Genomic DNA, 23,594 nt, shown 5'->3' on the forward strand with positions numbered 1-23,594 from the left:
TGGCGCAACATCGCGGCCGACCCTGCAACTGACCACGCCCACGTCGCATCACCTAGATACACACGTAGAAATCGGGGGACCGCTATGCACCGCAAGAGAGCAATAGTTCGCGCACTGGGCCTGGCCACCGCCGTCGCGCTGGCCGCGACCGCCTGCGGGCCGCAGGAGGCGGGGTCTGCGGGCCCCGGTTCTTCGGCGCCCGCATCGCCCACGGCGGGCGCCTCTCCCGACGCCTCCGCGTCCACGGACGGGAAGCCGGGCGAGTCCTCGCCTTCGGCGTCCCCGTCCTCGTCGCCTTCGCCCTCCGCCTCTGCTTCCGCCTCGCCCTCGCCGACCGTGAAGCAGGTCATGGCGAACGGCGACGACAGCGAGCTGGTCCGCGAACTGCAGGCCCGGCTGCGTCAGCTCAAGCTGATGACGGTCGCCCCGACCGGTTTCTACGGTTCGAAGACGACCGCGGCGGTCAGGTCCTTCCAGTCGAAGAACGGCCTGCCCGCCACCGGAGGGGTGGACGAGCCCACCTGGAAGAAGATCCAGAACGCCACCAAGAAGCCGACCGAGGCCGAGCTGCGCCCGCCGACCGTCAACGAGCCGGACGCACCCGACGCGCGCTGCATGACGGGCCGGGTGATGTGCATCAGCAAGGAGAGCCGCACCCTCGCCTGGATGATCGACGGGAAGATCGTCTCCACGCTGGACGTGCGCTTCGGCTCGGAGAACACCCCGACGCGCGAGGGCGAGTTCAAGGTGGAGTGGAAGGCCAAGGACTGGACCTCGACGATCTACCACACGCCGATGCCGTACTCGATGTTCTTCAGCCGGGGCCAGGCCGTGCACTACTCCGCGGACTTCGCCGCCCGCGGATACGCCGGCGCCTCGCACGGCTGCGTGAACGTCCGGGACAAGGCCAAGCTGGCGACGCTGTTCGACGCGGTGAAGGTCGGGGACAAGGTCGTCGTCTACTGGTGACCCGCCGGCGGCCGGGAGCACGGACGTCCGGTCCGGGCGTCCACGGTCGGAAGTTGAGGGCGCGGGCGGGATCGGGGGAACGAATCCCGCCCGCGCCGGTTGCGCAGAGCCCAGGGGTACGGGGGGAACCCCGGCTCATGCGCGGCCGATGACCAGTCGGCTCGTTATGTACTGCGCCGCCGGTTCGAAAAGTGTTACAGCGGGGGTGCGAGCTGTTTCAGGCCAGTGTCCGGTACCCGGTCCCGCACCTTTTCCCGGGCCGTGCCGCGCCCGTTCCCGCACCCCGGCCCGCCCTCGGGCCGGACCGTTCTCAGCGGCGCTCGCCCGCGCCCGGCGACGGAGCCGGCGAGGCGGTCCCGGCCGGTGCCAGGTCCAGCGAGCGCGACGGGGAGCTGGGCGTCTCGCCGCGCGAGCCGCCGCCCGGGGCCATGTCGAGCAGCACCTGGCAGTAGCGCGGGACCCGCAACAGCCCCTTGGCCAGCCGGGCGAGCCGCTCGCGGCCGGCCTCGTCGAGCCGCCCCGAGCGGAAGTCCCGGCACAGCTCCAGCGGTCCGGTGCGGCCCTCCCGGTCCCGGCCGGAACCGTCGCGGGGTTCGGTCGTCGAGCCGTCGGTGCCGCCCTGGAGGGACAGGTCGCGGCCGTCCCGGCCGCCGGTCGAGCCGCTCGCGGACGGTTCCCTGCCGGTACCGCCGACCGCCCCGGAGACCCCGTCGGGCGCCGTGGTCGTACGTCCTTCCGTGCCCGGGGTGTTGCCGGGGCTCGGGCTGCCGCTCAGGCCCCCGCCGCCCTCCGGCGCGGTGCTGCGGAGCGGCGCGAAGGGCGTCGCGTACCCGCCGTCCGCCGAGGCCCCGGAGGAGGAGCCCACCGACACCGAGACGGCCGGCATCCCGCCGGCGGCGTCCCGGGCGTCCCGGTCCAGCAGCCCGGCGCCCGCGGCGGCCGCCAGGCCGCCCACGGCGACACCGGCCACGGCGGCGGCGAGGACGAAGCGGATCGGGTGGCCGCGCCGGGAACGGTGCGCGGCCGGGCCGGCCGGCGGGCCGAGCTCCACCACCGTGTCCGCGGAGCCGAACAGCGCGGCTTCCGGAGCCTGCGCCTGGGGTTCCGCCTGGAATACGGAGCCGCGCGCGCGGAACGCGGCCACCGCGGCGGCCTCTCCGCGCAGTTCCCCGGGCAGCCCTCCGGGAGCCGCGGGCGGCGGCTCGGCAAGTGCGTCGAGGGCGGCGCGCAGCCGCTCGGACCGGACCCGGGCGTGGTGCTCGGCGCCAGGTGCGGCCGGTTCTCCGCGCAGCAGTCTGTCCGCCGCGGCTTTGTCCAGCCACCTGTCGCGCTCGTCGGCCATCACATGTCCTTCTGCGTCCGCCAACGTGAATGCGTCACACCGGTTTGTTCTACGAGGCCCGCGGCGCGGGCCCGCTGCGCCGGTACGGCGTCGAGGTCCCGCCCGCCCCCGGCGCCCCGTGCGCGCCCGTCATTATCACCGAGGCCGCGCCGGCGTCCGGAGCCGACGCCCACGGCGGAGCCGATGCCGGATTCGGGGTCGGCGTCGGAGTCGGGGCCGGGACCGGACTCCGGGTCGAAGTCACCCTCGACGGCCTCGCCGAGCAGCTCGGCGAGCTTCTTCAGGCCCCGGTGCGCGGCGGTGCGTACGGCGCCGGGGCGCTTGCCCAGGGTCTCGGCGGCGCTCTTGGCATCCAGGCCGACGACCACCCGCAGGACGACGGCCTCGGCCTGGTCCCGCGGGAGCTGGGCTATGAGTTCCATGGTGCGGCAGGTGGAGAGGGACTCCATGGCCTCGCCGGCGGTGTCGGACTCGGCGGCGTGACCCGTCAGCTCGGTCTCGTCCCCGCCGACCGCGGGCCGGCGCCCGCGCATCCGGATGTGGTCGAGGGCGCGGTTGCGGGCGATGCGGGCGGCCCAGCCGCGGAAGCGGTCGGCGTCGCCGGTGAAGGAATCGAGGTCGCGGGCGATCTGCAGCCAGGCTTCGGAGGTGACGTCCTCCGCGTCGCCGTCCCCGACGAGCGTGCGGACGTATCCGAGCAGGCGCGGGTGCACGGCGCGGTACACAGAACGGAACGCGAGCTCGTCGCCGTCTTGTGCCGCGAGCACCGCGGTGGTCAGCTCCGCGTCGTCCCCCAGCAAAATCCCCAACCCGTTCACAGTCCCGTTTGTGTGGCGCAAATCAGCACGTTACGGCTTTCAAGCACCTTCGTCCACGAGTTGTACAACGTGCAACCATCCCTGCGCGGAGCGGGGTGTGACACAAAACGCACCGAAGACGCTGACAGGGGTGCGGGCTTGTCGCACGAGTCCGCGACGGATGGCGGCCGGGGCCTCTCCTGTGGGGGGTGGCGGCCTCGGTCGCCCTCCCCTTCGCCGCCGTCCCCGCGGCCATCATGCCCCGGCACCCGCAGGGGGCCCAAGCGGCCCTCCAGCCGGTCCGACATGCACTCTCGTCATCCTTTCGGCTCACTTCCGAGTGAAATCCAAGAATGGGTACGACACTCCCGGCCCCACGTCGATAGCGTGGCGGGACACCCGCGCCACGCCACGAGGAGCCCCCCGCTGTCCAGCCACCTTCCGGCACAGGCCCGCGGAGGCTCCGACCCTTCCCACGCCTCCCTCCCCCTCCACGGCGCCGGCTCGTGCGGCGACACCGGGCTCGTACGGTTCAACGCCCTGTCTCCCGAGACCGCCCACTCCGCCCTGCTGCACTGCTGCGGCAGCCGGCGCTGGGCGCACCGGGTGGCCGCCCACCGCCCTTACCCCGACTTCGGCGCGCTACTCGCCGCCGCGGACGAAGCTTCGTACGACCTCTCTCAAGCGGACCTCTCCGAGGCGCTGGCCTGCGAGTTCCCGCCGGAGCTGGAGCACGGGGCCGCGTACGCCGCGCTCCTCGCGCTCGACGCGGCGCACGCGGAGTACGAGCGGACCTATCGCCACGCCTTCGTGATCTGCCTCGACGGGACCACCCCGGAGGAGCAGGCGGACCAGCTGCTGGCCGCGATCCGGCGGCGGATGGAGCTGGACGTGGACGAGGAGCGCGCGATCTCCGCGGACGAGCTCCGTCGCGTCGCGCAGGTCCGGCTCGCCGACCTGACACACTGGCTGACCTCGGCAGATGGGGTATCTGCTGCCGAATTCGGGCTATTCGCCCCTGTGGGATAGTCCGTCCGTGCCTGTTTGATCACACCGATGGCCCCCGCGCGAGGGAACCGACAAAGCGTCGCTACGATGGCCGGGGCCGGAGGACCGTACCCGGCCGGGCCCGACCGACAAAGAAGCCGGCTGGCCCCCGCCCCGCTTCCGGAGGGTTTTCCGTGCCGGCTGGAACGTTGTACCGCGGCCGGGAAGGAATGTGGTCCTGGGTGGCTCATCGAGTCACCGGCGTCCTCATTTTCTTCTTCCTGTTCGTACACGTCCTCGACACCGCTCTCGTCCGCGTCTCCCCCGAGGCGTACGACGATGTCGTGGCTACCTACAAGACTCCGATCGTCGCGCTGCTGGAGTACGGCCTCGTCGCCGCAATCCTGTTCCACGCGCTCAACGGTCTCCGTGTCATCGCCGTGGACTTCTGGTCCAAGGGCCCCCGCTACCAGAAGCAGATGCTCTGGACCGTGGTGGGCATCTGGGTCGTGCTGATGGTCGGGGCCCTGTACCCCGTCCTCGGACACGCTTACCTCGAACTCTTCGGGAAGTGACACGCATGTCTTCTGACACTTCTTTCGAAAAGGGCATCGGTGACGTGGAGGGCGTGTCCCTCTACGACGTCGACAACCCGGCGCCGTACATCGAGGCCCCGCGCAAGCGCACGAGCAAGACGCCGCGCTCGACCCGCGGCAACTTCGAGATGGTCGCGTGGCTCTTCATGCGCCTCTCGGGCATCGTGCTCGTCGTTCTGGTCCTAGGCCACCTGCTGATCCAGCTCGTCCTCGACGGCGGCGTCTCCAAGATCGGCTTCGCCTTCGTGGCCGGCCGCTGGGCCTCCCCGTTCTGGCAGGGCTGGGACCTGCTGATGCTGTGGCTCGCGATGCTGCACGGCGCGAACGGTCTGCGTACCGTCATCAACGACTACGCGGAGCGCGCCAACACGCGTCTGTGGCTCAAGGGCCTGCTCTACACCGCCACGGTGTTCACCATTCTTCTGGGCACGCTGGTGATCTTCACCTTCGACCCGAACATCCGCTAGGCAACGGGGCTGAGGCGAAACCAATGAAGATCCACAAGTACGACACCGTCATCGTCGGGGCGGGCGGCGCAGGCATGCGCGCCGCCATCGAGTCGACGAAGCGCAGCCGCACCGCCGTGCTGACCAAGCTGTACCCCACCCGCTCCCACACGGGCGCCGCGCAGGGCGGCATGGCCGCCGCGCTCGCCAACGTGGAGGACGACAACTGGGAGTGGCACACCTTCGACACGGTCAAGGGCGGTGACTACCTGGTCGACCAGGACGCCGCCGAGATCCTGGCGAAGGAGGCCATCGACGCGGTCCTCGACCTCGAGAAGATGGGCCTGCCGTTCAACCGCACCCCGGACGGCACCATCGACCAGCGCCGCTTCGGCGGGCACTCCCGCAACCACGGCGAGGCGCCGGTCCGCCGGTCCTGCTACGCCGCGGACCGCACCGGTCACATGATCCTCCAGACCCTCTACCAGAACTGTGTCAAGGAGGGCGTGGAGTTCTTCAACGAGTTCTACGTCCTGGACCAGCTCCTGGTCGAGGAGGACGGCGTCAAGAAGTCGGCCGGCGTGGTCGCGTACGAGCTCGCCACCGGCGAGATCCACGTGTTCCAGGCGAAGTCCGTCATCTACGCCTCCGGCGGCACCGGCAAGTTCTTCAAGGTGACCTCCAACGCGCACACCCTCACGGGTGACGGCCAGGCGGCCTGCTACCGCCGCGGCCTGCCGCTGGAGGACATGGAGTTCTTCCAGTTCCACCCGACGGGCATCTGGCGCATGGGCATCCTGCTGACGGAGGGCGCCCGCGGTGAGGGCGGCATCCTCCGCAACAAGGACGGCGAGCGCTTCATGGAGAAGTACGCGCCGGTCATGAAGGACCTCGCGTCCCGTGACGTCGTCTCGCGCTCCATCTACACCGAGATCCGTGAGGGCCGCGGCTGCGGTCCCGCCGGTGACCACGTGTACCTGGACCTGACGCACCTGCCGCCGGAGCAGCTCGACGCGAAGCTCCCGGACATCACCGAGTTCGCGCGCACGTACCTGGGCATCGAGCCGTACACGGACCCGATCCCGATCCAGCCCACCGCGCACTACGCCATGGGCGGCATCCCGACGAACGTCGAGGGTGAGGTCCTCATGGACAACACCACCGTCGTCCCGGGCCTGTACGCGGCCGGCGAGGTCGCGTGCGTATCGGTGCACGGCGCGAACCGCCTGGGCACCAACTCGCTGCTGGACATCAACGTCTTCGGCAAGCGCTCGGGCATCGCGGCGGCCGCGTACGCCCACGCCCACGACTACGTCGAGCTGCCCGAGAACCCGGCGCAGCAGGTCATCGACCAGGTCGAGCGGCTGCGCAACTCCACGGGCAACGAGCGGGTCGCGGACCTTCGCCTGGAGCTCCAGGAGACGATGGACGCCTGCGTGATGGTGTTCCGCACCGAGCAGACGATCAAGACCGCGGTCGAGAAGATCGCGGAGCTGCGCGAGCGCTACCTGAACGTGTCCGTCCAGGACAAGGGCAAGCGCTTCAACACGGACCTGCTGGAAGCCATCGAGCTGGGCAACCTGCTCGACCTGGCCGAGGTCATGGCCGTGTCCGCGCTGGCGCGCAAGGAGTCCCGCGGCGGTCACTACCGCGAGGACTACCCGAACCGCGACGACGTCAACTTCATGCGCCACACCATGGCGTACCGCGAGGTCGGCGACGACGGCAAGGACTCCGTCCGCCTGGACTACAAGCCGGTCGTCGTCACCCGCTACCAGCCGATGGAGCGTAAGTACTGATGGCCACCCCGACCCTGTCCAAGACGGACGCGATGGAGGCCGCGGCCGCGGCCTCGCCCTTCATCACGGTCACGTTCCGGATCCGCCGCTTCAACCCCGAGATCTCGGACGAGTCGCAGTGGCAGGACTTCCAGATCGAGATCGACCCGAAGGAGCGCGTGCTCGACGGTCTCCACAAGATCAAGTGGGAGCTCGACGGCACGCTGACCTTCCGTCGCTCGTGCGCGCACGGCATCTGCGGCTCCGACGCGATGCGGATCAACGGCAAGAACAGGCTCGCCTGCAAGACGCTGATCAAGGACATCAACCCGGAGAAGCCGATCACGGTCGAGGCCATCAAGGGCCTGACGGTGATGAAGGACCTCGTCGTCGACATGGAGCCCTTCTTCCAGGCGTACCGGGACGTCATGCCGTTCCTGGTCACCAAGGGCAACGAGCCGACGCGCGAGCGCCTGCAGTCCGCCGAGGACCGCGAGCGCTTCGACGACACCACCAAGTGCATCCTGTGCGCCGCGTGCACGTCCTCGTGCCCGGTGTTCTGGAACGACGGCCAGTACTTCGGCCCGGCGGCGATCGTCAACGCGCACCGCTTCATCTTCGACTCGCGCGACGAGGCGGGCGAGCAGCGCCTGGAGATCCTGAACGACAAGGACGGCGTGTGGCGTTGCCGCACGACCTTCAACTGCACCGACGCGTGCCCGCGAGGCATCGAGGTCACGAAGGCCATCCAGGAAGTGAAGCGGGCACTGATCACCCGCCGCTTCTAGCCTTTCGACGCGCCGTACTCCGTCCGCCGGTCTCATCAGAGGCCGGCGGGCACCGAGGCCCCACCCCCTCCGGATCCTTTCCGTGCGGGGGCGGGGCCTTCGCCGTGGGACCCTCGGATCAACTCGGCCGGTACGAACGGATCTTCGATGACGCCCGCCCCCGGACGAACATCACGCTCCCCGCGCCCGGAGATCGAGGCGGGCACCGGCAACCGCCCTACGGGCCCCTGCGCGACTGTGGAATTATCGGCCGCATGAGCGAGCAGCAGCCCAACCCGTACAAGAGCGATCCCGGCGCGGGTGGCCAGGGGGACTACAACACCACTCCGGGACAGCCGAACTACGGCTACCCGCCGCAGCCCGGCTACGGCTACCCGCCCCCGGGACCGGACCAGCCGGGCTACGGCTATCCGCAGCCCCCCGCCTACCAGCCGACCATCGCCGGCGCGGGCATCCCCGCCCCGGCCGGCCCCACCACGCCCCCCATGGGGACCCCGGGTCCGCCCCCCATGGGCTACCCCGCAGGCTCCGCGGGGCTCTCCCTCGGCGACATCACCATCGCCGGCGACCAGATCATCACCCCGTCGGGCCCGATGCCGCTCAGGGGCGCGATCTGGAACGCCACGGACTTCTCGCGGACGGAGGAGAAGATCCCGGCGCACGCGATCGTCCTGGCCGTCATCTTCTTCATCTTCTGCCTGCTCGGCCTGCTCTTCCTCCTGATGAAGGAGCGCCGCACGACGGGCTACATCCAGATCACCGTGAACAGCGCCGGCCGCCACCACTCCACGATGATCCCCGCGGTGGACCCGGGCACGTACATGTGGGTCATGAGCCAGCTCAACCAGGCGCGTGCGCTGAGCATGTGAGTCCGGCCGGGCGGAACCCGGTGGCGGGCCGGGGGTCCCGTCGCGGAAGATCGCGGCATGATCATTTCTCATGATGTGGACGGGCCCGCCGACGCGCCGGCCGTCGTACTGCTCCATTCCTCCGTGTGCGACCGGCGAATGTGGGAGCCGCAGTGGCAGCCGCTGCTCGCGGCCGGGTTCCGGGTGGTCCGGCCGGACTTCCGGACCTGCGGGGACTCGCCCGCCGCCGAGGCCCCGTACAGCGACCACGGGGACGTACGGGAGCTGCTGGAGCACCTCGGGATCCGGCGGGCCGCCTTCGTCGGCAGTTCCTACGGCGGGCGGGTCGCGCTGACGCTGGCCGCGCTGCGTCCTGAACTGGTGAGCGCGCTGGCCCTGCTCTGCCCCGCCCGGCCCGCGCAGCGGCGCGGCCCCGCACTGCTCGCCTTCAACGCCGCCGAGGCCGCCCTGCTGGACGCGGGCGACCTGGAGGGCGCGGCCGGGCTCAACGCCCGCCAGTGGCTCGGCCCGGACGCCGACGAGGCCGCGCACGCCCTCGTACGGGCCATGCAGCTCGGGAACCTGCGGGGCGCCCTGGCCGCCGACGGGGACCACGAGCTCGCCGAACCCGCCTTCGAGCCGGCCGCCGTCACCGCCCCCGTCCTCGCCGTCGGCGGGGCGCACGACATCCCCGACTTCCGGGACGTCCCCGCCGAGCTCCCCTCCCTGATACCCGGCGCCGTCCACGTGGAGCTTCCCTGGGCCGGCCACCTCCCCTCCCTCGAACGCCCGGAGGAGATCACGCGGTTGCTGCTGCCCTTCCTGCTCGAGGCGGTCCTCCCGGGACACTGACCGAGCCCGGCGCGCCATTCGCTTGAACCTGTTCAAAAAGAGGTCTACAGTCAGTGCCGTCAGCAGTTGAACACGTTCAAGGGGGCTGAGGGCAATGGACCTCACCGTGGTCGCGTACGTCATCTACCTGCTCATCAGCATCGGACTCACCGTCTGGGTGGCCCGCACGCTCAGCCGCAACGGCCGCGTCTTCATCGGCGACGTCCTCCAGGGGAACGAGAAGCTCGCCGACGCCGTCAACCAGCTCCTCGTGGTCGGCTTCTACCTCGTCAACATCGGCTTCGTGACCCTCTACCTGCGGTCGGCCGAGGAGATCGTCGCGGCCCGCGGGCTCTTCGAGGCCCTGTCGGTCAAGCTCGGAGTCGTACTCCTGGTCCTCGGCTTCATGCACCTCGGGAACGTCTGGGTGCTGAACAAGATGCGCCGCCGGGGAATCATGGAGCGTCAGGGGACCCCGCCGGTCGCCCCCCAGGGGTGGACCGCACCCCAGGGGTGGACCGCGCCCACCGGGGCCTGATCCCCGTGACCACCGCGGCGACCCGGCACCTGACGGTGCTCTACGACGCGAACTGCCCGCTCTGCGTGCACATCCGGCACTGGCTGCTCGGCCAGCGACAGCTCGTACCGCTCCGGCTCGTCCCCGCGGCCTCCGCCGAGGCGCGGGGGCGGTACCCGCGGCTCGACCACGCCTCGACGCTGAAGGAGATCACCGTCATCGGCGACTCCGGACAGGTGTGGCGGGGGACGGACGCCTTCATCGTCTGCCTGTGGGCGCTGGCCGAGCACCGGCCGAAGGCGAACTGGCTGGCCACCCCGGCCGGCCGGCCCTTCGCGAGGGCGGCCATGTACACCGCCTCCACCTGGCGCGAGGCGGTTCGGACCGGCTCCCCGGCGGACGACGGGGAACCGGCCTGTGACGACCGCTGTTCCGCTCCCCGATAGGCTCGGGACCGTGACTGATCAGAAGGCTCCCAAGAGCGAGCAGACCCGCACGCTCATCCTCGAAACCGCGCTCCGCCTCTTCCAGGAGCGCGGCTTCGACAAGACGACGATGCGCGGTATCGCCAAGGAGGCCGGAGTATCGGTCGGCAACGCCTACTACTACTTCGAGTCCAAGGAACACCTGGTCCAGGGCTTCTACGACCGGATCGGCGCCGCCCACCTGGCGGCGGTCCGGCCGATCCTGGACCAGGAGACCGATCTGCAGAAGCGGCTCGCGGGCGTACTGACCAGCTGGCTGGACATCGCCGCGCCGTACCACGAGTTCGCCTCGCAGTTCTTCAAGAACGCCGCGGACCCCGAAAGTCCGCTCAGCCCGTTCTCCCCGGAGTCGGAGGCGGCCCGCAAGCAGGCGATCGACATGCACCGCGAGGTGCTGGCCGGGGCCAAGACCAAGGTGCCCGACGAACTGGCCGACGTACTGCCGGAGCTGATGTGGCTCTCGCAGATGGGCCTGGTCCTCTACTGGGTCTTCGACCGCTCCCCGGACAGCGAGAAGACCCGCAAGCTCGCACAGCGCGGGGCGCAGCTCACGACGCGGGGCATCATCCTGGCCCGGTTCCGGGTGCTGCGGCCGCTGGTGCGCGAAGTGCACGAGCTGTTCACGGACTTCCTGCCGGGCATGGCCCAGTCGGCCGTGTCCCGTCCGGGCCGCAAGCGGGCCTCCGACCCCGATGCGGGGCCGGAGGAAGGCCCGGAGGTGGGCTCGTGAGCGGGTCCGCAGGCGGGTCCTACAGCCAGTTGAGCTCCCACAGCCGCCACACGCCGGTGCCGTCCGAGAGGTACTGGGCGCCGGCGACGGCCTCCCGGGACATCACGTAGTCCTTCTTCTGCCAGATCGGCATCATCGGGACCTGCTGCGCGACCAGCTTCTGCAGGTCGCGGAAGTCGTTGGCGGCGGCGGCGCGGTCCGAGAAGGACTGGGTACGGGTGATGAGGTCGTCGACGGCCTTGTCGGAGTAGCCGTTGTTCATCGAGTTGTCGGCGCCGACGAGCGGGGCGAGGAAGTTGTCCGCGTCAGGGAAGTCGGCGATCCAGCCGATGGTGTAGGCGTCGAAGTCGCCCGCCGCGTAGGCCTTCTGGAAGTCGCTCCACTTCTCGACCTGCTTGATGGTCAGCCGGAAGAGGCCGGTGGACTCCAGCTGCGCCTTCAGCTCCTCGGCCTCGGCGACGCTCGCGCCGCGCACGTTGACCCCGAGGGTGATCGCGACCGGGGTGGTGATCCCGGCGTCCTTGAGCAGCTTCTTCGCGGTGAGCCCGTTCGGCGAGGGCCAGGCGTCGAAGAACGGCGTGCTGTGGGCGGCGATGCCCGCCGGGACGAGCGAGTAGAGCGGGGTGACGGTGCCCTTGTAGACCTCGGTCGCGACCTTGGCCCGGTCCACGACCGCGGCGACGGCCTGGCGGACGGCCGGCTGGGCCACCGGGGAGCCGGGGCGGAGGTCGAAGACCATGCTGCGGATCTCCGTACCGCCCGAGGCCTGGTACCGGGTGTCCTCCAGGCCCGGGTTCAGGCCGGCCAGGACCGCCGGGGGCATGTCGCGGTGGGCGACCTCGATCCCGCGGTCGGTCCAGGCCTGCTCCAGCTGCGCGGAGTCCTTGAAGTACTTCACGGTGACCGGGCTCTTGGAAATCTTGCCCTGGCCCTTGTACGAGGTGTTGGGCTTGAGCTCGGCGCTCGCGCCGGCCGTGTAGCCGTCGAGGGTGAAGGGGCCGGAGCCGTCGACCTCCTCGCCCTCGCGCAGGGCCTTGGCCGGGTACTTGTCCTTGTCCACGATCGAGGCGGCGCCCGTCGCGATCTTGAACGGGAAGGTGGCGTCCCCGGCGGAGAGGGCGAAGGTGACGGTGCGGCCCTCGGCCTGGACCGACTCCAGGGTGTTGAACAGCGGCGCCGGACCCTGGTCGGAGTTGATCGCCTTGATCCGGTCGAAGGAGTACTTCACGTCTTCGGCGGTGATCGCCCGGCCGGACGAGAACTTCACGTCCGAGCGCAGCTCGCACTGGTACGTGGTGAGCTTGTTGTCGATGAAGTTGCAGGCGGAGGCCGCGTCGGGCACCGGCGCGTCCGCGCCGGGCCTGATCGTCAGCAGCGACTGGTAGACGTTGCTGAACAGGGCCCAGGAGCCCGCGTCGTACGCGCCTGCGGGGTCGAGGGAGGAGACCACGTCGCTCGTGCCGACGCGGATGGGCTCCCCGCCGCCGGCCGTCTGCGGCAGCAACTGCCAGGTGGCGACGCCGGCGACGCCGAGGACCAGCCCGGCCGCGATGGCTTTCGAGCGGACAGACCGCAACATCCTTGACTCCACCCCACGTGGGCGCACACCGAAGTCCGCGACCCGTTATCCGATTATCGGTCACATCCCATCACGGAATTTCGGCCTCGGGAAGGCCGATTTGTGGCGTGGCGTTGGAGGTTCGGACGGTTCAGGCCTGATATGAGGCGAGTTCGACGACTGTGATGTCCGACGGTGCGCCGACCCGGACCGGCGGCCCCCAGGCACCCGCACCGCGCGAGACGTACAGCTGGGTGTCGCCGTAGCGCTCCAGCCCGGCGACGGTGGGGTTGGCGAGCTCGGCCACGTACTCGCCGGGCCAGAGCTGGCCCCCGTGGGTGTGGCCGGAGAGCTGGAGGTCGGCCCCGTACCGGACGGCCTCGTCGATGACCACCGGCTGGTGGGCGAGGAGTACGGCGCTGCGGGCGCGGTCCCGGTCGCCGAGCGCCGCCTGGAAGTCGGGGCCCTGGCCCTCGCTCTCGCCCGCGATGTCGTTGACCCCGGCGAGGTCGAAGTACGGGAGCTCGCGGCGGGCGTTCTCCAGGGGCGTGAGGCCGAGCTCGCGGACGTGGTCGACCCACTGCCGGGCGCCGGAGAAGTACTCGTGGTTGCCGGTGACGAAGTACGAGCCGTGGCGCGCGCGAAGGCCGCGGAGCGGTTCGGCGGCGGGGGCGAGGTCGTGGACGCTGCCGTCGACGAGGTCGCCGACGATGGCGATGAGGTCGGGCTGCGTGCGGTTGATCGTGTCGACGATGCGGGTGGTGTGGGCGCGGCCCAGGATCGGGCCGAGGTGGATGTCGCTGACCACGGCGATGCGCAAGCCGTGGGCCGCGCGGGGGAGCTTCGCCAGGGGGACCTGGACCCGCTTGACGCGGGGGCCGCGGAGGACTCCGTACGTGCCGTGGCCGACGGTGCCGGCCGTGGCGGCGGCGGCCGTGCCGGCCACGATCCGCGCGAAGCGGCGGCGGCTGACGCCCGTCGGGGTGGACTCGGTCGGGCTGGGCCCGGTCGGGCTGGGCGCCGCTGCGGTGCCGGCCTCCGCCGGGTCGGCAGTCGCCGGGTCGGCCGCCGTGGCGTGCTGCCCGGCCGGGGCCGCGGGCTCGGCGGTGGCCTCGAGAGTGGCCTGCGGCGCGGTTCCCCTCCCCGCCCCTTCCCGAAACCGGGGCTCCGCCCCGGACCCCGGAGCGGGGGTGGGGGTGGAGTGGGGCTCCGCCCCGGAGCTCACCGGGGCCGCGCCCGTGGTGGCCGGGGTGCTGTCGGGCTCTGCCCCGGAGCCCGGCCGGGCCGCGCCCGCGGAGGCGGCCCGGGCCGTGGGCCCGTTCTGCCGGCGGAGCCAGATCGCTCGGACCGGCTCGGCCACCAGCATGGCCAGGGAGAGGTAGAGCAGGACGGCCAGCCACAGGTAGCCCGGCCAGGCGACCGTGCGCTCCAGCCAGAAGGGGGCTCCCGCGCGGCCCGCCACGAGGGCGGCCACGGACAGGAGCGGGAGCGCGAAGGCCAGGGCGGTGCCGGTGCGGCGGATCGCGCCGCCGGGGGTGGTGGTGTCGCGGACCAGGCGGATCCAGAGCCAGCGGTGCACCAGCACCAGGAGGGTCAGGACCAGCAGGGCCACGACCGCGAAGAGGACGATCGTCACGCGCCCGCCTCCGCACGTGATTCACGCCGCAGCGCCCGCACCCCGCGCAACCCGATCACTCCGACGGCCGTCCCCAGGAGAAAGGACGCCACCGCCAGGAGAAGGTGGACCCAGAAGTACGTGGTCGGGTCCCCCGCGTCGTCGAAGGCCAGACCGCTGCCGTCCTTCCACAGGTTCCGGACGAAAGACACCCAGATGAACCAGCTCCACACTCCGAAGGCGAGCAGGAACCAGGAAGCGGCGCGGCTGAGTCTCATGAGCCCAGTATCGGTTTCCTCCCCAGGACGGACGCGCCGGGGTGGGCTGTCCCGGCGGTGGTTGCGGCGGGTTGGCCGGTCCGTGCCGCTAAGCACAGCATCGGGATGTACTTTCACCTGCGTGTCTGCCAAGAAGACCGCGTTGACGGTCCTTTCCGCCGCGCTGCCCGCCCTGCTGGTCCCGGCACTGCTGGCCCCGCCCGCATTCGCCGCGCCCACGCCACCGGTGGACGGGAAGGGGCAGCCGCGCAAGGCCCCGGCGCCGCCCGCCTCGATGTCCACGGTCGGCGGCTCGGCGCTCGGGCAGCCCGGCACGCAGGTCAACCTGCTGCCCGGCGCGCCGGCACTGCCCGCGAACCTGACGGGCCGTTCGTGGATCGTGGCCGACGCCGAGACCGGCGAGATCCTCGCCGCGCACAACGCGCACTGGCGGCTCCCCCCGGCCTCGACCATGAAGATGCTCTTCGCCGACACCGTGCTGCCGGGTCTGCCCAAGGACCAGGTCCACAAGGTCACCGACCAGGAGCTGGACGGGGTCGGTTCCGGCTCCAGCCTGGTGGGCATCAAGGAGGACGCCGAGTACAGCGTCCACGACTTGTGGCTGGGGGTGTTCCTGCGCTCCGGCAACGACGCCGTCCACGTGCTTTCGGCCATGAACGGCGGCGTCGAGAAGACCGTCAAGGACATGCAGGCGCACGCCGAGGAGCTCCAGGCCCTGGACACCCACGTGGTCTCCCCGGACGGCTACGACGCTCCGGGCCAGGTCTCCAGCGCCTACGACCTCACCCTCATCGCCCGCTCCGGTCTGCAGAAGCAGGACTTCCGGGAGTACTGCGGCACGGCCAGCGCGAAGTTCCCCGGCCGGCAGGAGCCGGGGAAGCCGCGCGAGACCTTCGAGATCCAGAACACCAACCGGCTGATGACCGGCGCCGGCGGCCTCTCCCCCTACAAGGGCATCGCCGGGGTGAAGAACGGCAACACCACGATGGCCGGCTCCACCTTCACCGGAGCCGCCCAGCGCGGGGACAAGAAGCTGCTGGTCACGGTGATGAACCCGGGGACCGGCGGCGCCAACTCCGTGTACGAGGAGACCGCCGACCTGCTCGACTGGGGCTTCGCGGCGAGCGGGAAGGTCAAGCCGGTGGGCGAACTGGTGCCGCCGAAGAGCGCGGACACCACCTCCCACGGCTCCCCGGCCCAGTCCCACGAGAACAACCCGTCGGCGTCCGGTGCGGGCTCCGGCGGCGGGGTCGGTACCGCCCTCGGCGTGGCGGGCGGGGTGCTGGCGGTGGTGGCCGGCGGGGCCTACGCCGTCAACCGGCGCTGGCCGCGGGGGCGCGGCCGCCGGGCTCGCGGCCGGGCGTAGCGGAGCCGGCGGACCCACGGCCGGGCGCCGGGCCGGACTCGCGGTCGGGCGCGGGGCCGGACTCGCGGTCGGGCGCCGCGGCGGGCTCACGGCCGGGCTCCGCGGCGGGCTCACGGCCCGGCTCCGGGTCTTCCGCGCCGTCCCCGTCGGCATCGTCGCGGCTCGCGGTCCACGCCGCGCAGAACAGCAGCAGTTTCGCCGTGAGGTTGATCCAGATCAGCAGCGCGATCGGCACGCCGAAGGCCCCGTACATGCTCTTCGTGGCGACCCCCCGCATGTAGCCGCTGAGCAGCAGCTTGAGCAGTTCGAAGCCGGCCGCGCCGAGGAGGGCCGCCTCGATCAGGCGGCGGCGGGGCGGTTCGACGCCGGGGAGCAGGGTCAGGACGTAGAGCAGGAGCAGGAAGGCGGCCACGACTCCGACGAGGAAGGCCCCGCCCCGCAGCAGGCCGCCGCCGGCGCCGTCGCGGGGGACGCCCAGCCAGTCACCGGCTTTGCCGACCGCGCTGGAGCCGAAGATCGACGCGGCGGCCGAGGCCAGGCCGACGCCGCCGAGGCCGATGAGGACGAGTGCGTCCTTGCCCTTACGGACGAAGGGGTTGCCCTCGTCCTCGTCGTCCTTCTCCCACACCGCGCGCAGGCAGTCCCTCATCGAGGTGATCCAGCCGATGCCGGTGAAGAGGAGTACGGCGGCGGCGATCAGGCCGACCGTGCTCGCGTTCGCGACGAGGGCGTTGATGTCGAGCTGGTCGGAGATGCCGGGGACCTGCTCGGCGAGGTTCTTCTGGAGCCGGTCGAGCTGGTCCTGGGTGAGCAGTCCGGCGCCGATCGCGGCGGCCACGGTGATCAGCGGGAAGAGGGCCAGGAAGCTGATGAAGGTGATGGCCGCGGCGAGCCGGCTCCAGTGCACGCGGTCGAGCCGCTGGTACGAACGCCACAGGTGGGTCCGCATCAGGGCGGACACCAGAGGCCCGATCAGCGGGAGTTTCGTCAGCCAGTCCATACGGTCACCGTAAATGAGCTGTCGTAAATAGCCGGGATTGCCACTTTTGGGGACTACGGTCGTCGATTGTGACTTTTCGCCCGACGGCTCGGCCGTTCCATGCCCTGGTCCTGCGAAGGATCGGTTTCCGGTTCCGGTTCCTGCGTCAGGAGCGGCGTACGGTCGCCTCGCCCGCGGCTGCCGCCGCACTGTTGTCCGTCGCCGAGCCGAGCTGCGCCGGAACGGCGCTCGCCCCACCGCTTGCCCCGTTGCCGAACGGATATTCGCGCAGCTTGCGCCAGACCCCGTCCGAGCCCTGCTCGTAGAGGGCGAACCCGGAGCAGACCCACTCCGCCGCGTAGTCGGCGAGGGCGGCGAACGCCAGGTCCATCGCCTCCTCGGAGATCCCGTGGGCGACCGTGACGTGCGGGTGGTAAGGGAACGAGAGCTCCCGGCTGAGCGGCCCGTCCGGGTCGCGGACCTGGCCCTGGAGCCGGGTGCAGCCGGAGCCGCCCTCCACGACCTGGACGAAGACCACCGGCGAGAGGGGACGGAAGGTGCCCGTGCCGGCCAGCCGCATCACGAAGGAGCGGCCGGCGGCCGCGACCGCGGCCAGGTGGGCGCGGATCTCGGGCAGCCGGTCCGCGGCCACCTCCGTCGGCGGTACGAGGGTGACGTGCGTGGGAATGCCGTGGGCGGCGGCGTCCCCGAAGCCCGCGCGCAGCTCCTGAAGGCTGCTGCCGTACGGCTCCGGGACCGCGATCGAAACGCCGAGCGTTACGGTCCCCACGTAGCTCTCCTCCGCTTGTAGTCCTGTGCGTGGTCTGTGCTCCGCATGTGCGTCGCACGAGTGCTGCCGCCCCAGTGTGGCGGCAGCACCCCCCAGATCGCCAGGGCCCTCTTTCTCTTCGGTCCCCGTCAGTGCTTCGCGGGGAGAAAACCGAGGTGGTCGTACGCCTGCGCCAGGGTCTCCGCGGCGACCGCCCTGGCCTTCTCCGCGCCCTTGGCCAGCAGGGAATCCAGGGTCTCCGGATCGTCCAGGTACTCCTGGGTGCGCTGCTTGAACGGTGTGACGAAATCGACCATCACGCCGGCCAGATCGGTCTTGAGCGCGCCGTAGCCCTTGCCCTCGTACGCGGCCTCGAGCGCGGGGATGGACTCGCCCGTGAGGGTGGAGTAGATCGTGAGCAGGTTGCTGACGCCGGGCTTGGTCGCGGCGTCGAAACGGACCACGGCCTCGGTGTCGGTCACGGCGCTCTTGATCTTCTTCTCGGTGGCCTTGGGCTCGTCGAGGAGGTTGATCAGGCCCTTGGGCGAAGAAGCCGACTTCGACATCTTGATCGCCGGGTCCTGGAGGTCGTAGATCTTCGCGACCTCCTTGACGATGTGCGCCGAGGGGAGGGTGAAGGTCTGCCCGAAGCGCTGGTTGAAGCGCTCGGCCAGGTCGCGGGTCAGCTCGATGTGCTGACGCTGGTCCTCGCCGACGGGGACGGCGTTCGCCTGGTAGAGCAGGATGTCGGCGACCTGGAGGATCGGGTACGTGAACAGGCCGACGGTGGCGTTGTTGGCGCCCGACTTGGCGGACTTGTCCTTGAACTGGGTCATCCGGCTCGCCTCGCCGAAGCCGGTGATGCAGTTCATGACCCAGCCGAGCTGCGCGTGCTCGGGCACGTGGCTCTGGATGAAGAGCGTGCAGCGCTCGGGGTCGAGGCCGGCGGCGAGGAGCTGCGCGGCGGAGAGCCGGGTGTTCGCGCGGAGATCCTTCGGATCCTGCGGCATGGTGATCGCGTGCAGGTCGACGACCATGTAGAAGGCGTCGTGCGTCTCCTGAAGGGCGACGTACTGCCGGATGGCTCCGAGATAGTTCCCGAGGTGGAACGAACCGGAGGTGGGCTGGATGCCGGAGAGCGCGCGAGGACGATCAGAAGCCATGGCGCCATTCTCTCAGGTGTGACACCGGGCTCGGCCCCGCCGCTGGCCGGAACCCGGCGGGTCCCCCCGGGTCCGCCCGGCCCTGCCACGGGTACCGGACGGTAGCGGCCCGTCCGGATCTTGCCTCGGCCGAGCGACCGCTTTCCGTTCCTCCCGGCACCTGTCGGGGCTGGATGTGCCGGGCGCCATCGTGCCCGTACCGCGCCGTTGCACGGGGGCCAGCCCCCGGACCCCCGCTCCTCAAACGCCGGAGGGGCTGGATTTTGCCTGGCCGGAGCTGGATTGCCCGCAGGGCAATTCCAGCCTCGCCGGCGTTTGAGGCGCGGGGTCCGGGGCGGAGCCCCGGGGAACGGTGGAAGGGCGGGTAGGGGACGGCCCCGCAGGGACCGGCCCCCACCCGGGGGGGGTCAGGCGACGGGGAGGCCCGGGGCCGGGAAGGCGGCCATGAGGTCGGCGACCTCGGCGCGGATGGCGCCCAGGGCCGGCTCGTCACCCTTCGCCGCAGCGGCGACCGCACGCTCGATCCAGTCGGCGACCACCGGCATGTGCTCCGCGCGAAGCCCCCGCGAGGTCAGCGACGGCGTGCCGATCCGGATCCCCGACGGGTCGAACGGCTTGCGCGGGTCGAACGGCACCGTGTTGTAGTTCACGACGATCCCGGCCCGGTCCAGCGCCTTCGCCGCGATCTTGCCGGACACCGACTTCCCGGTGAGGTCGATCAGGATCAGGTGGTTGTCCGTACCGCCGGAGACGAGGTCGAATCCCCGCTCCAGCAGCGCCGCGGCCAGCGCCTTCGCGTTGGCCACGACCGCGTGCGCGTACGACACGAACGAAGGCTGCGCCGCCTCGTGGAGGGCCACGGCGATGCCGGCCGTCGTCTGGTTGTGCGGGCCGCCCTGGAGGCCCGGGAAGACCGCCTTGTCGATGGCCTTCGCGTGCTCCTCGCGGCACATCAGCATCGCGCCGCGCGGGCCGCGCAGGGTCTTGTGCGTGGTCGTGGAGATCACGTCCACGTGACCCGCCGGGGAGGGGTGCGCCCCGCCCGCGATCAGGCCGGCGATGTGCGCCACGTCGGCGACCAGGACCGAGCCCGCCTCCTTCGCGATCGACGCGAACGCCTCGAAGTCGATCGTGCGCGGGAGCGCCGTGCCGCCGCAGAAGATCAGCTTGGGCCGCTCCGCCAGCGCGAGGTCCCGTACGGCGTCGTAGTCGATGAGCCCGGTCTCGGCCTGGACCCCGTACTGCACGCCGCGGAACCAGGAGCCCGTCGCCGAGACCCCCCAGCCGTGCGTCAGGTGCCCGCCCATCGGCAGCGCCATGCCCATCACCGTGTCGCCGGGCTCGGCGAAGGCCAGGTAGACCGCGAGGTTGGCGGGCGAGCCGGAGTAGGGCTGCACGTTGGCGTGGTCGACGCCGAAGAGGCCCTTCGCCCGCTCCACGGCCAGCGCCTCGATGCGGTCGATGTTCTGCTGGCCCTCGTAGTAGCGGCGGCCCGGGTAGCCCTCGCTGTACTTGTTCTGCAGCACGGTGCCGGAGGCCTCCAGCACGGCCGCGGACACGTAGTTCTCGCTCGGGATCAGGCGCAGGGTCTCCGCCTGGAGGGTTTCCTCGGCGGCGACGAAGGACGCCAGCTCGGGGTCGGTCGCGAGCAGGGCGGGGTGGCGGTACGGGGGGTGGTGGTTCGCGCTCATGGCGGCTCCTCCGGGGTCGATGTCAGGTCTCGTCCCCGCGAGGCCCAGGCGAGCGGCCCTGTATGCGGTCGTGCGCGCACGGCTCCCCCGGAGTTGGTTCTCCGTGCGCCAGTCGCCGTGCGTGTCCGACACCTTAGCGGGCACGCCGCAAGAAAGGTTTCTCCGTCCGGCATTCGAGCGAGGATGGAAGGTGACGCCACCCTCGTCACCGGCTTGACGGACGATCGGAGACCCCGTGTCGACAACTGCTGATGCCATCCGCTCCGCCGACGCGCACAGCGCGCACAACTACCACCCCCTGCCCGTCGTCGTCGCCACCGCGGAGGGCGCGTGGATGACCGACGTGGAGGGCCGCCGCTACCTCGACATGCTCGCGGGCTACTCCGCCCTGAACTTCGGCCACGGCAACCGCCGCCTGCTCGACGCCGCCCGCGCCCAGCTGGAGCGGGTCACCCTGACCTCCCGCGCCTTCCACCACGACCGCTTCGCGGACTTCTGTACCGAGCTCGCGGCACTGTGCGGCAAGGAGGCGGTGCTGCCCATGAACACGGGCGCGGAGGCCGTGGAGACGGCGGTGAAGACCGCCCGCAAGTGGGGGTACGAGGTCAAGGGCGTACCGGACGGGCACGCCAAGATCGTGGTGGCCGCCGACAACTTCCACGGCCGGACGACGACCATCGTGTCGTTCTCCACCGACCACGAGGCCCGCGACCACTTCGGCCCGTACACCCCCGGCTTCGAGATCGTCCCGTACGGGGACCTCACCGCGCTCGCCTCCGCCGTCACCTCGAACACCGTCGCCGTGCTCCTGGAGCCGATCCAGGGCGAGGCCGGCGTACTCGTGCCGCCGGCCGGATACCTGCGGGGCGTACGGGAACTGACGCGCGAGCGGAACGTCCTGTTCATGGCCGACGAGATCCAGTCGGGCCTGGGCCGCACCGGCAGGACCTTCGCGTGCGAGCACGAGGACGTGGTCCCGGACGTGTACATCCTCGGCAAGGCGCTGGGCGGCGGGGTCGTGCCCGTGTCGGCGGTGGTGGCCGACCGCGACGTGCTCGGCGTGTTCAGGCCGGGCGAGCACGGCTCCACCTTCGGCGGCAACCCGCTGGCCTGCGCCGTCGCCCTGGAGGTCATCGCGATGCTCCGCACCGGCGAGTACCAGCAGCGCGCCACCGAGCTCGGCGACCACCTGCACCGGGAGCTGAACCTGCTGGTCGGCGGCGGTGCGGTGACCGCCGTACGGGGCCGCGGGCTGTGGGCGGGCGTGGACATCGACCCGTCGCGCGGCACCGGCCGGGAGATCTCCGAGAAGCTGATGGAGCTCGGCGTGCTGGTCAAGGACACCCACGGCTCGACCATCCGGATCGCGCCGCCGCTGGTGATCTCCAAGGAGGACCTGGACTGGGGGCTTGACCAGCTCAGGTCGGTCCTCGGCGCCTGACGGCCCCTGCCCGACGGCCGCTAGAGGATGACGTGGGGCAGGAAGCGGGCGTACTCGTCCGTGACCGGCCCCGCCGATTCCCGGATGCCGAGGCCCGCCGACTCGTCCTCGACGACCCACGCGCCGAGCACCACCCGGTTGCCGTCGAAGTCGGGCAGCGGGGCGAGGCCCTGGAAGACGTACGTCTCGTCCTCCTCCGGTGCGAACGGCTCGCCGCCGACCGGGTGCAGGGTGACGCCCGCGCCCTCGCGGCCCAGCAGCGGCTTCGCCGCGTAGCCGGTGGTGGTGGCGAGCTCGCGCGGGCCGTCCAGGTAGGCGGGCAGCAGGTTCGGGTGCTCCGGGAAGAGCTCCCACAGGACCGCCAGCAGCGCCTTGTTGGAAAGCAGCATCTTCCACAGCGGCTCTATCCAGGCGGTGGTGCCGGAGCCGCCGCCGTGGTCGTACGTGCCGAGGACCTGCGGGGCGAACTCGTCGGTGGCCAGCCACTCCCACGGGTAGAGCTTGAAGATCGCGCGGATGAAGCCGAGCTTCTCGTCCACGAACCGGCCGGACAGGGAGTCCCAGCCGATCCGCTCCACCGACAGCTCACGCGTGTCGATGCCGGCCTGCTCGGCGGTCTCCTGGAGGTAGGCGACCGTCATCAGGTCCTCGCCGAGCTCGTCGGTCTCGGAGTGCGCGAAGTGCACCGGGCCGGGCGGCAGCAGCTCCGCCTGGCGCCGCCAGGCGTCCACGAGCCGCTCGTGGAGGGAGTTCCACTGGTCGGCGCCGGGGAAGCGCTCCTCCATCCAGAACCACTGCGGGCTGGCCGCCTCCACGAGGGAGGTGGGCGTGTCGGCGTTGTACTCCAGCATCTTGGCGGGGCTGCCGCTGCCGTCGTAGCGCAGGTCGAAGCGGCCGTAGAGCGAGGGCTGTTCGGCGCGGCGCCGCCAGGACTCGGCGATCAGCGCGGCGAGCTTCGGGTCGGTGATCCCGAGGTCGGCGAAGCGGTCGTGGTCGACTATGTGCTGCGCCGCCGCCAGGCACATGGCGTGCAGCTCCTCGACCACGTTCTCCAGCGCCTCGACCTCGGGGAGGCTGAAGGAGTAGTACGCGCTCTCGTCCCAGTAGGGGCGCAGGGAGTCGTCGGGGTAGCGGGTCAGGGGGTAGATCAGCCCCTGCTCCTCGACGGTCTTCTGCCAGTCGGGGCGGGGCTCGATGGTGTGGCGCTTCACGCTGGATCAGCCGCCCGAGGAGCTCTTGTGGCTGCCGCCGATGCCGCCGCGGGTGACGGCGGACTTGTCGAAGCTGCCTCCGCTGACCTTGTTCTTCGCGACGCTGCCGCCGTAGTAGTAGGCGCCGCGGCCGCCGCTCTTGCACTCCTTGGAGTTCAGCTTCTCCAGGGTGGCGCGGTCCGCGCAGCGCTTGTCGGGCTCGTTGCTGCTCCCGCAGGCCACCAGGGCCGCGGCGAGCAGGCCCATGCCGCCGAGGGCGACGGTGCCCGAGCGCATGCGGCGCTTGGTGCGCGTGGTGTCGGTGCTGCTGCTGTCCATGGACTGTTCGCTCCCCCTGGGTGGCCGGCTGCGCACAGACTAGAACGGCCGCCCCGGCCGACGGAATCCGGCCGACGTGGGATCCGTGACC

24 protein-coding genes and 1 riboswitch are annotated in these 23,594 nt (G+C 71.2%); of the genes, 13 read left to right on the forward strand and 11 right to left on the reverse strand.

The features are described 5' to 3' along the window. The first annotated feature begins 84 nt into the window (after positions 1–84). Entirely contained in the window at positions 85–969 is an 885-nt protein-coding gene (locus ACFYM0_RS20235) for a peptidoglycan-binding protein (protein WP_388503178.1), read from the forward strand. Between the two features lie 310 nt (positions 970–1,279). Here ACFYM0_RS20235 and ACFYM0_RS20240 read toward each other — a convergent pair whose 3' ends face one another. Next, entirely contained in the window at positions 1,280–2,311 is a 1,032-nt protein-coding gene (locus ACFYM0_RS20240; RefSeq protein ID WP_388503180.1) for a hypothetical protein, read from the reverse strand. After that, entirely contained in the window at positions 2,311–3,111 is an 801-nt protein-coding gene (locus ACFYM0_RS20245) for an RNA polymerase sigma factor (RefSeq protein WP_388503614.1), read from the reverse strand. Before ACFYM0_RS20245 ends, ACFYM0_RS20240 begins: the two co-directional genes overlap by 1 nt. A gap of 384 nt (positions 3,112–3,495) precedes the next feature. On the opposite strand from ACFYM0_RS20245, the gene ACFYM0_RS20250 reads away from it, so the two are divergent. The 10 genes from ACFYM0_RS20250 to ACFYM0_RS20295 all read left to right on the forward strand — a co-directional run bounded on the left by ACFYM0_RS20250 (position 3,496) and on the right by ACFYM0_RS20295 (position 11,114). Further along, positions 3,496–4,137, forward strand: a complete 642-nt coding sequence (locus ACFYM0_RS20250; protein ID WP_388503181.1) for a 2-oxo-4-hydroxy-4-carboxy-5-ureidoimidazoline decarboxylase — start codon at positions 3,496–3,498, stop codon at positions 4,135–4,137. Between the two features lie 152 nt (positions 4,138–4,289). After that, positions 4,290–4,670: a succinate dehydrogenase, cytochrome b556 subunit gene (gene sdhC / locus ACFYM0_RS20255; protein WP_266880720.1), complete on the forward strand. Its 381-nt coding sequence runs from the start codon at positions 4,290–4,292 to the stop codon at positions 4,668–4,670. 5 nt (positions 4,671–4,675) lie between these two features. Beyond that, positions 4,676–5,158 carry a succinate dehydrogenase hydrophobic membrane anchor subunit gene (locus ACFYM0_RS20260; RefSeq protein WP_250744034.1) on the forward strand — a complete coding sequence of 161 codons (483 nt, stop codon included), beginning with the start codon at positions 4,676–4,678 and terminating at the stop codon, positions 5,156–5,158. Positions 5,159–5,181: 23 nt separating this feature from the next. Then, positions 5,182–6,936: a succinate dehydrogenase flavoprotein subunit gene (gene sdhA, locus ACFYM0_RS20265; protein ID WP_266880719.1), complete on the forward strand. Its 1,755-nt coding sequence runs from the start codon at positions 5,182–5,184 to the stop codon at positions 6,934–6,936. Next, complete coding sequence (locus tag ACFYM0_RS20270; RefSeq protein WP_327254574.1) at positions 6,936–7,703, forward strand: succinate dehydrogenase iron-sulfur subunit; 768 nt, start codon at positions 6,936–6,938, stop codon at positions 7,701–7,703. The genes sdhA and ACFYM0_RS20270 overlap by 1 nt, the downstream gene beginning before the upstream one ends. A 254-nt stretch (positions 7,704–7,957) precedes the next feature. Next, positions 7,958–8,572 carry a hypothetical protein gene (locus ACFYM0_RS20275; protein WP_388503185.1) on the forward strand — a complete coding sequence of 205 codons (615 nt, stop codon included), beginning with the start codon at positions 7,958–7,960 and terminating at the stop codon, positions 8,570–8,572. A 57-nt stretch (positions 8,573–8,629) separates the two neighbouring features. Then, entirely contained in the window at positions 8,630–9,403 is a 774-nt protein-coding gene (locus ACFYM0_RS20280) for an alpha/beta fold hydrolase (protein WP_388503186.1), read from the forward strand. Positions 9,404–9,497: 94 nt separating this feature from the next. Next, positions 9,498–9,920, forward strand: a complete 423-nt coding sequence (locus ACFYM0_RS20285; protein ID WP_266880714.1) for a hypothetical protein — start codon at positions 9,498–9,500, stop codon at positions 9,918–9,920. Continuing rightward, complete coding sequence (locus ACFYM0_RS20290) at positions 9,917–10,345, forward strand: thiol-disulfide oxidoreductase DCC family protein (protein WP_388503617.1); 429 nt, start codon at positions 9,917–9,919, stop codon at positions 10,343–10,345. Before ACFYM0_RS20285 ends, ACFYM0_RS20290 begins: the two co-directional genes overlap by 4 nt. Before the next feature lie 10 nt (positions 10,346–10,355). Beyond that, positions 10,356–11,114 carry a TetR family transcriptional regulator gene (locus ACFYM0_RS20295; protein ID WP_388503190.1) on the forward strand — a complete coding sequence of 253 codons (759 nt, stop codon included), beginning with the start codon at positions 10,356–10,358 and terminating at the stop codon, positions 11,112–11,114. A gap of 19 nt (positions 11,115–11,133) precedes the next feature. Here the strand turns inward: ACFYM0_RS20295 and ACFYM0_RS20300 are convergent, their stop codons facing one another. From ACFYM0_RS20300 to ACFYM0_RS20310, 3 genes are all read right to left on the reverse strand, one after another. Then, positions 11,134–12,690, reverse strand: a complete 1,557-nt coding sequence (locus ACFYM0_RS20300) for an ABC transporter substrate-binding protein (protein WP_388503620.1) — start codon at positions 12,688–12,690, stop codon at positions 11,134–11,136. Between the two features lie 133 nt (positions 12,691–12,823). After that, positions 12,824–14,308 (reverse strand): metallophosphoesterase, encoded by a 1,485-nt coding sequence (locus tag ACFYM0_RS20305; protein WP_388503193.1) that lies wholly within the window; start codon positions 14,306–14,308, stop codon positions 12,824–12,826. Next, the gene (locus ACFYM0_RS20310; protein WP_388503195.1) at positions 14,305–14,565 is read right to left on the reverse strand and encodes an SCO4848 family membrane protein; all 261 of its coding nucleotides are present in this window, start codon (positions 14,563–14,565) and stop codon (positions 14,305–14,307) included. Before ACFYM0_RS20310 ends, ACFYM0_RS20305 begins: the two co-directional genes overlap by 4 nt. 121 nt (positions 14,566–14,686) lie before the next feature. Between ACFYM0_RS20310 and ACFYM0_RS20315 the strand changes: the two genes are divergently transcribed. After that, positions 14,687–15,931, forward strand: coding sequence for a D-alanyl-D-alanine carboxypeptidase family protein (locus tag ACFYM0_RS20315; protein WP_388503197.1), 1,245 nt, complete (start codon positions 14,687–14,689; stop codon positions 15,929–15,931). Here ACFYM0_RS20315 and ACFYM0_RS20320 read toward each other — a convergent pair. From ACFYM0_RS20320 to glyA, 4 genes are all read right to left on the reverse strand, one after another. Continuing rightward, positions 15,879–16,931 carry a YihY/virulence factor BrkB family protein gene (locus ACFYM0_RS20320; RefSeq protein WP_388503200.1) on the reverse strand — a complete coding sequence of 351 codons (1,053 nt, stop codon included), beginning with the start codon at positions 16,929–16,931 and terminating at the stop codon, positions 15,879–15,881. The genes ACFYM0_RS20315 and ACFYM0_RS20320 overlap by 53 nt on opposite strands. Before the next feature lie 145 nt (positions 16,932–17,076). After that, a complete protein-coding gene (locus tag ACFYM0_RS20325; RefSeq protein WP_388503202.1) occupies positions 17,077–17,700 on the reverse strand; it encodes a 2'-5' RNA ligase family protein in 624 nt (207 codons plus the stop codon). Between the two features lie 128 nt (positions 17,701–17,828). Then, positions 17,829–18,842 carry a tryptophan--tRNA ligase gene (gene trpS, locus ACFYM0_RS20330; protein ID WP_388503204.1) on the reverse strand — a complete coding sequence of 338 codons (1,014 nt, stop codon included), beginning with the start codon at positions 18,840–18,842 and terminating at the stop codon, positions 17,829–17,831. Between the two features lie 407 nt (positions 18,843–19,249). Continuing rightward, complete coding sequence (gene glyA / locus ACFYM0_RS20335) at positions 19,250–20,533, reverse strand: serine hydroxymethyltransferase (protein ID WP_388503206.1); 1,284 nt, start codon at positions 20,531–20,533, stop codon at positions 19,250–19,252. Positions 20,534–20,568: 35 nt separating this feature from the next. Continuing rightward, positions 20,569–20,659, reverse strand: a riboswitch (ZMP/ZTP riboswitch). Between the two features lie 109 nt (positions 20,660–20,768). On the opposite strand from glyA, the gene rocD reads away from it, so the two are divergent. Continuing rightward, positions 20,769–21,974 carry an ornithine--oxo-acid transaminase gene (gene rocD, locus ACFYM0_RS20340; RefSeq protein ID WP_388503208.1) on the forward strand — a complete coding sequence of 402 codons (1,206 nt, stop codon included), beginning with the start codon at positions 20,769–20,771 and terminating at the stop codon, positions 21,972–21,974. A gap of 20 nt (positions 21,975–21,994) precedes the next feature. Here rocD and ACFYM0_RS20345 read toward each other — a convergent pair whose 3' ends face one another. Beyond that, entirely contained in the window at positions 21,995–23,185 is a 1,191-nt protein-coding gene (locus ACFYM0_RS20345; protein WP_388503211.1) for a glutathionylspermidine synthase family protein, read from the reverse strand. 6 nt (positions 23,186–23,191) lie between these two features. After that, entirely contained in the window at positions 23,192–23,503 is a 312-nt protein-coding gene (locus ACFYM0_RS20350; RefSeq protein WP_327254560.1) for a hypothetical protein, read from the reverse strand. Positions 23,504–23,594 lie beyond the last annotated feature (91 nt).

Source organism: Streptomyces sp. NPDC006487 (genome assembly GCF_042870555.1).
Classification (GTDB): Bacteria; Actinomycetota; Actinomycetes; order Streptomycetales; family Streptomycetaceae; genus Streptomyces.

Excerpts from the sequence above, each read along its gene's own strand:
- ACFYM0_RS20275 (WP_388503185.1), top strand. The coding sequence starts at position 7,958 with ATGAGCGAGCAGCAGCCCAACCCGTACAAGAGCGATCCCGGCGCGGGT.
- ACFYM0_RS20280 (WP_388503186.1), top strand. The coding sequence starts at position 8,630 with ATGATCATTTCTCATGATGTGGACGGGCCCGCCGACGCGCCGGCCGTC.
- ACFYM0_RS20270 (WP_327254574.1), top strand. The coding sequence starts at position 6,936 with ATGGCCACCCCGACCCTGTCCAAGACGGACGCGATGGAGGCCGCGGCC.
- ACFYM0_RS20240 (WP_388503180.1), bottom strand. The coding sequence starts at position 2,311 with ATGGCCGACGAGCGCGACAGGTGGCTGGACAAAGCCGCGGCGGACAGA.
- ACFYM0_RS20235 (WP_388503178.1), top strand. The coding sequence starts at position 85 with ATGCACCGCAAGAGAGCAATAGTTCGCGCACTGGGCCTGGCCACCGCC.
- trpS (WP_388503204.1), bottom strand. The coding sequence starts at position 18,842 with ATGGCTTCTGATCGTCCTCGCGCGCTCTCCGGCATCCAGCCCACCTCC.
- ACFYM0_RS20310 (WP_388503195.1), bottom strand. The coding sequence starts at position 14,565 with ATGAGACTCAGCCGCGCCGCTTCCTGGTTCCTGCTCGCCTTCGGAGTG.
- ACFYM0_RS20320 (WP_388503200.1), bottom strand. The coding sequence starts at position 16,931 with ATGGACTGGCTGACGAAACTCCCGCTGATCGGGCCTCTGGTGTCCGCC.
- ACFYM0_RS20285 (WP_266880714.1), top strand. The coding sequence starts at position 9,498 with ATGGACCTCACCGTGGTCGCGTACGTCATCTACCTGCTCATCAGCATC.
- ACFYM0_RS20260 (WP_250744034.1), top strand. The coding sequence starts at position 4,676 with ATGTCTTCTGACACTTCTTTCGAAAAGGGCATCGGTGACGTGGAGGGC.
- glyA (WP_388503206.1), bottom strand. The coding sequence starts at position 20,533 with ATGAGCGCGAACCACCACCCCCCGTACCGCCACCCCGCCCTGCTCGCG.
- ACFYM0_RS20350 (WP_327254560.1), bottom strand. The coding sequence starts at position 23,503 with ATGGACAGCAGCAGCACCGACACCACGCGCACCAAGCGCCGCATGCGC.
- sdhA (WP_266880719.1), top strand. The coding sequence starts at position 5,182 with ATGAAGATCCACAAGTACGACACCGTCATCGTCGGGGCGGGCGGCGCA.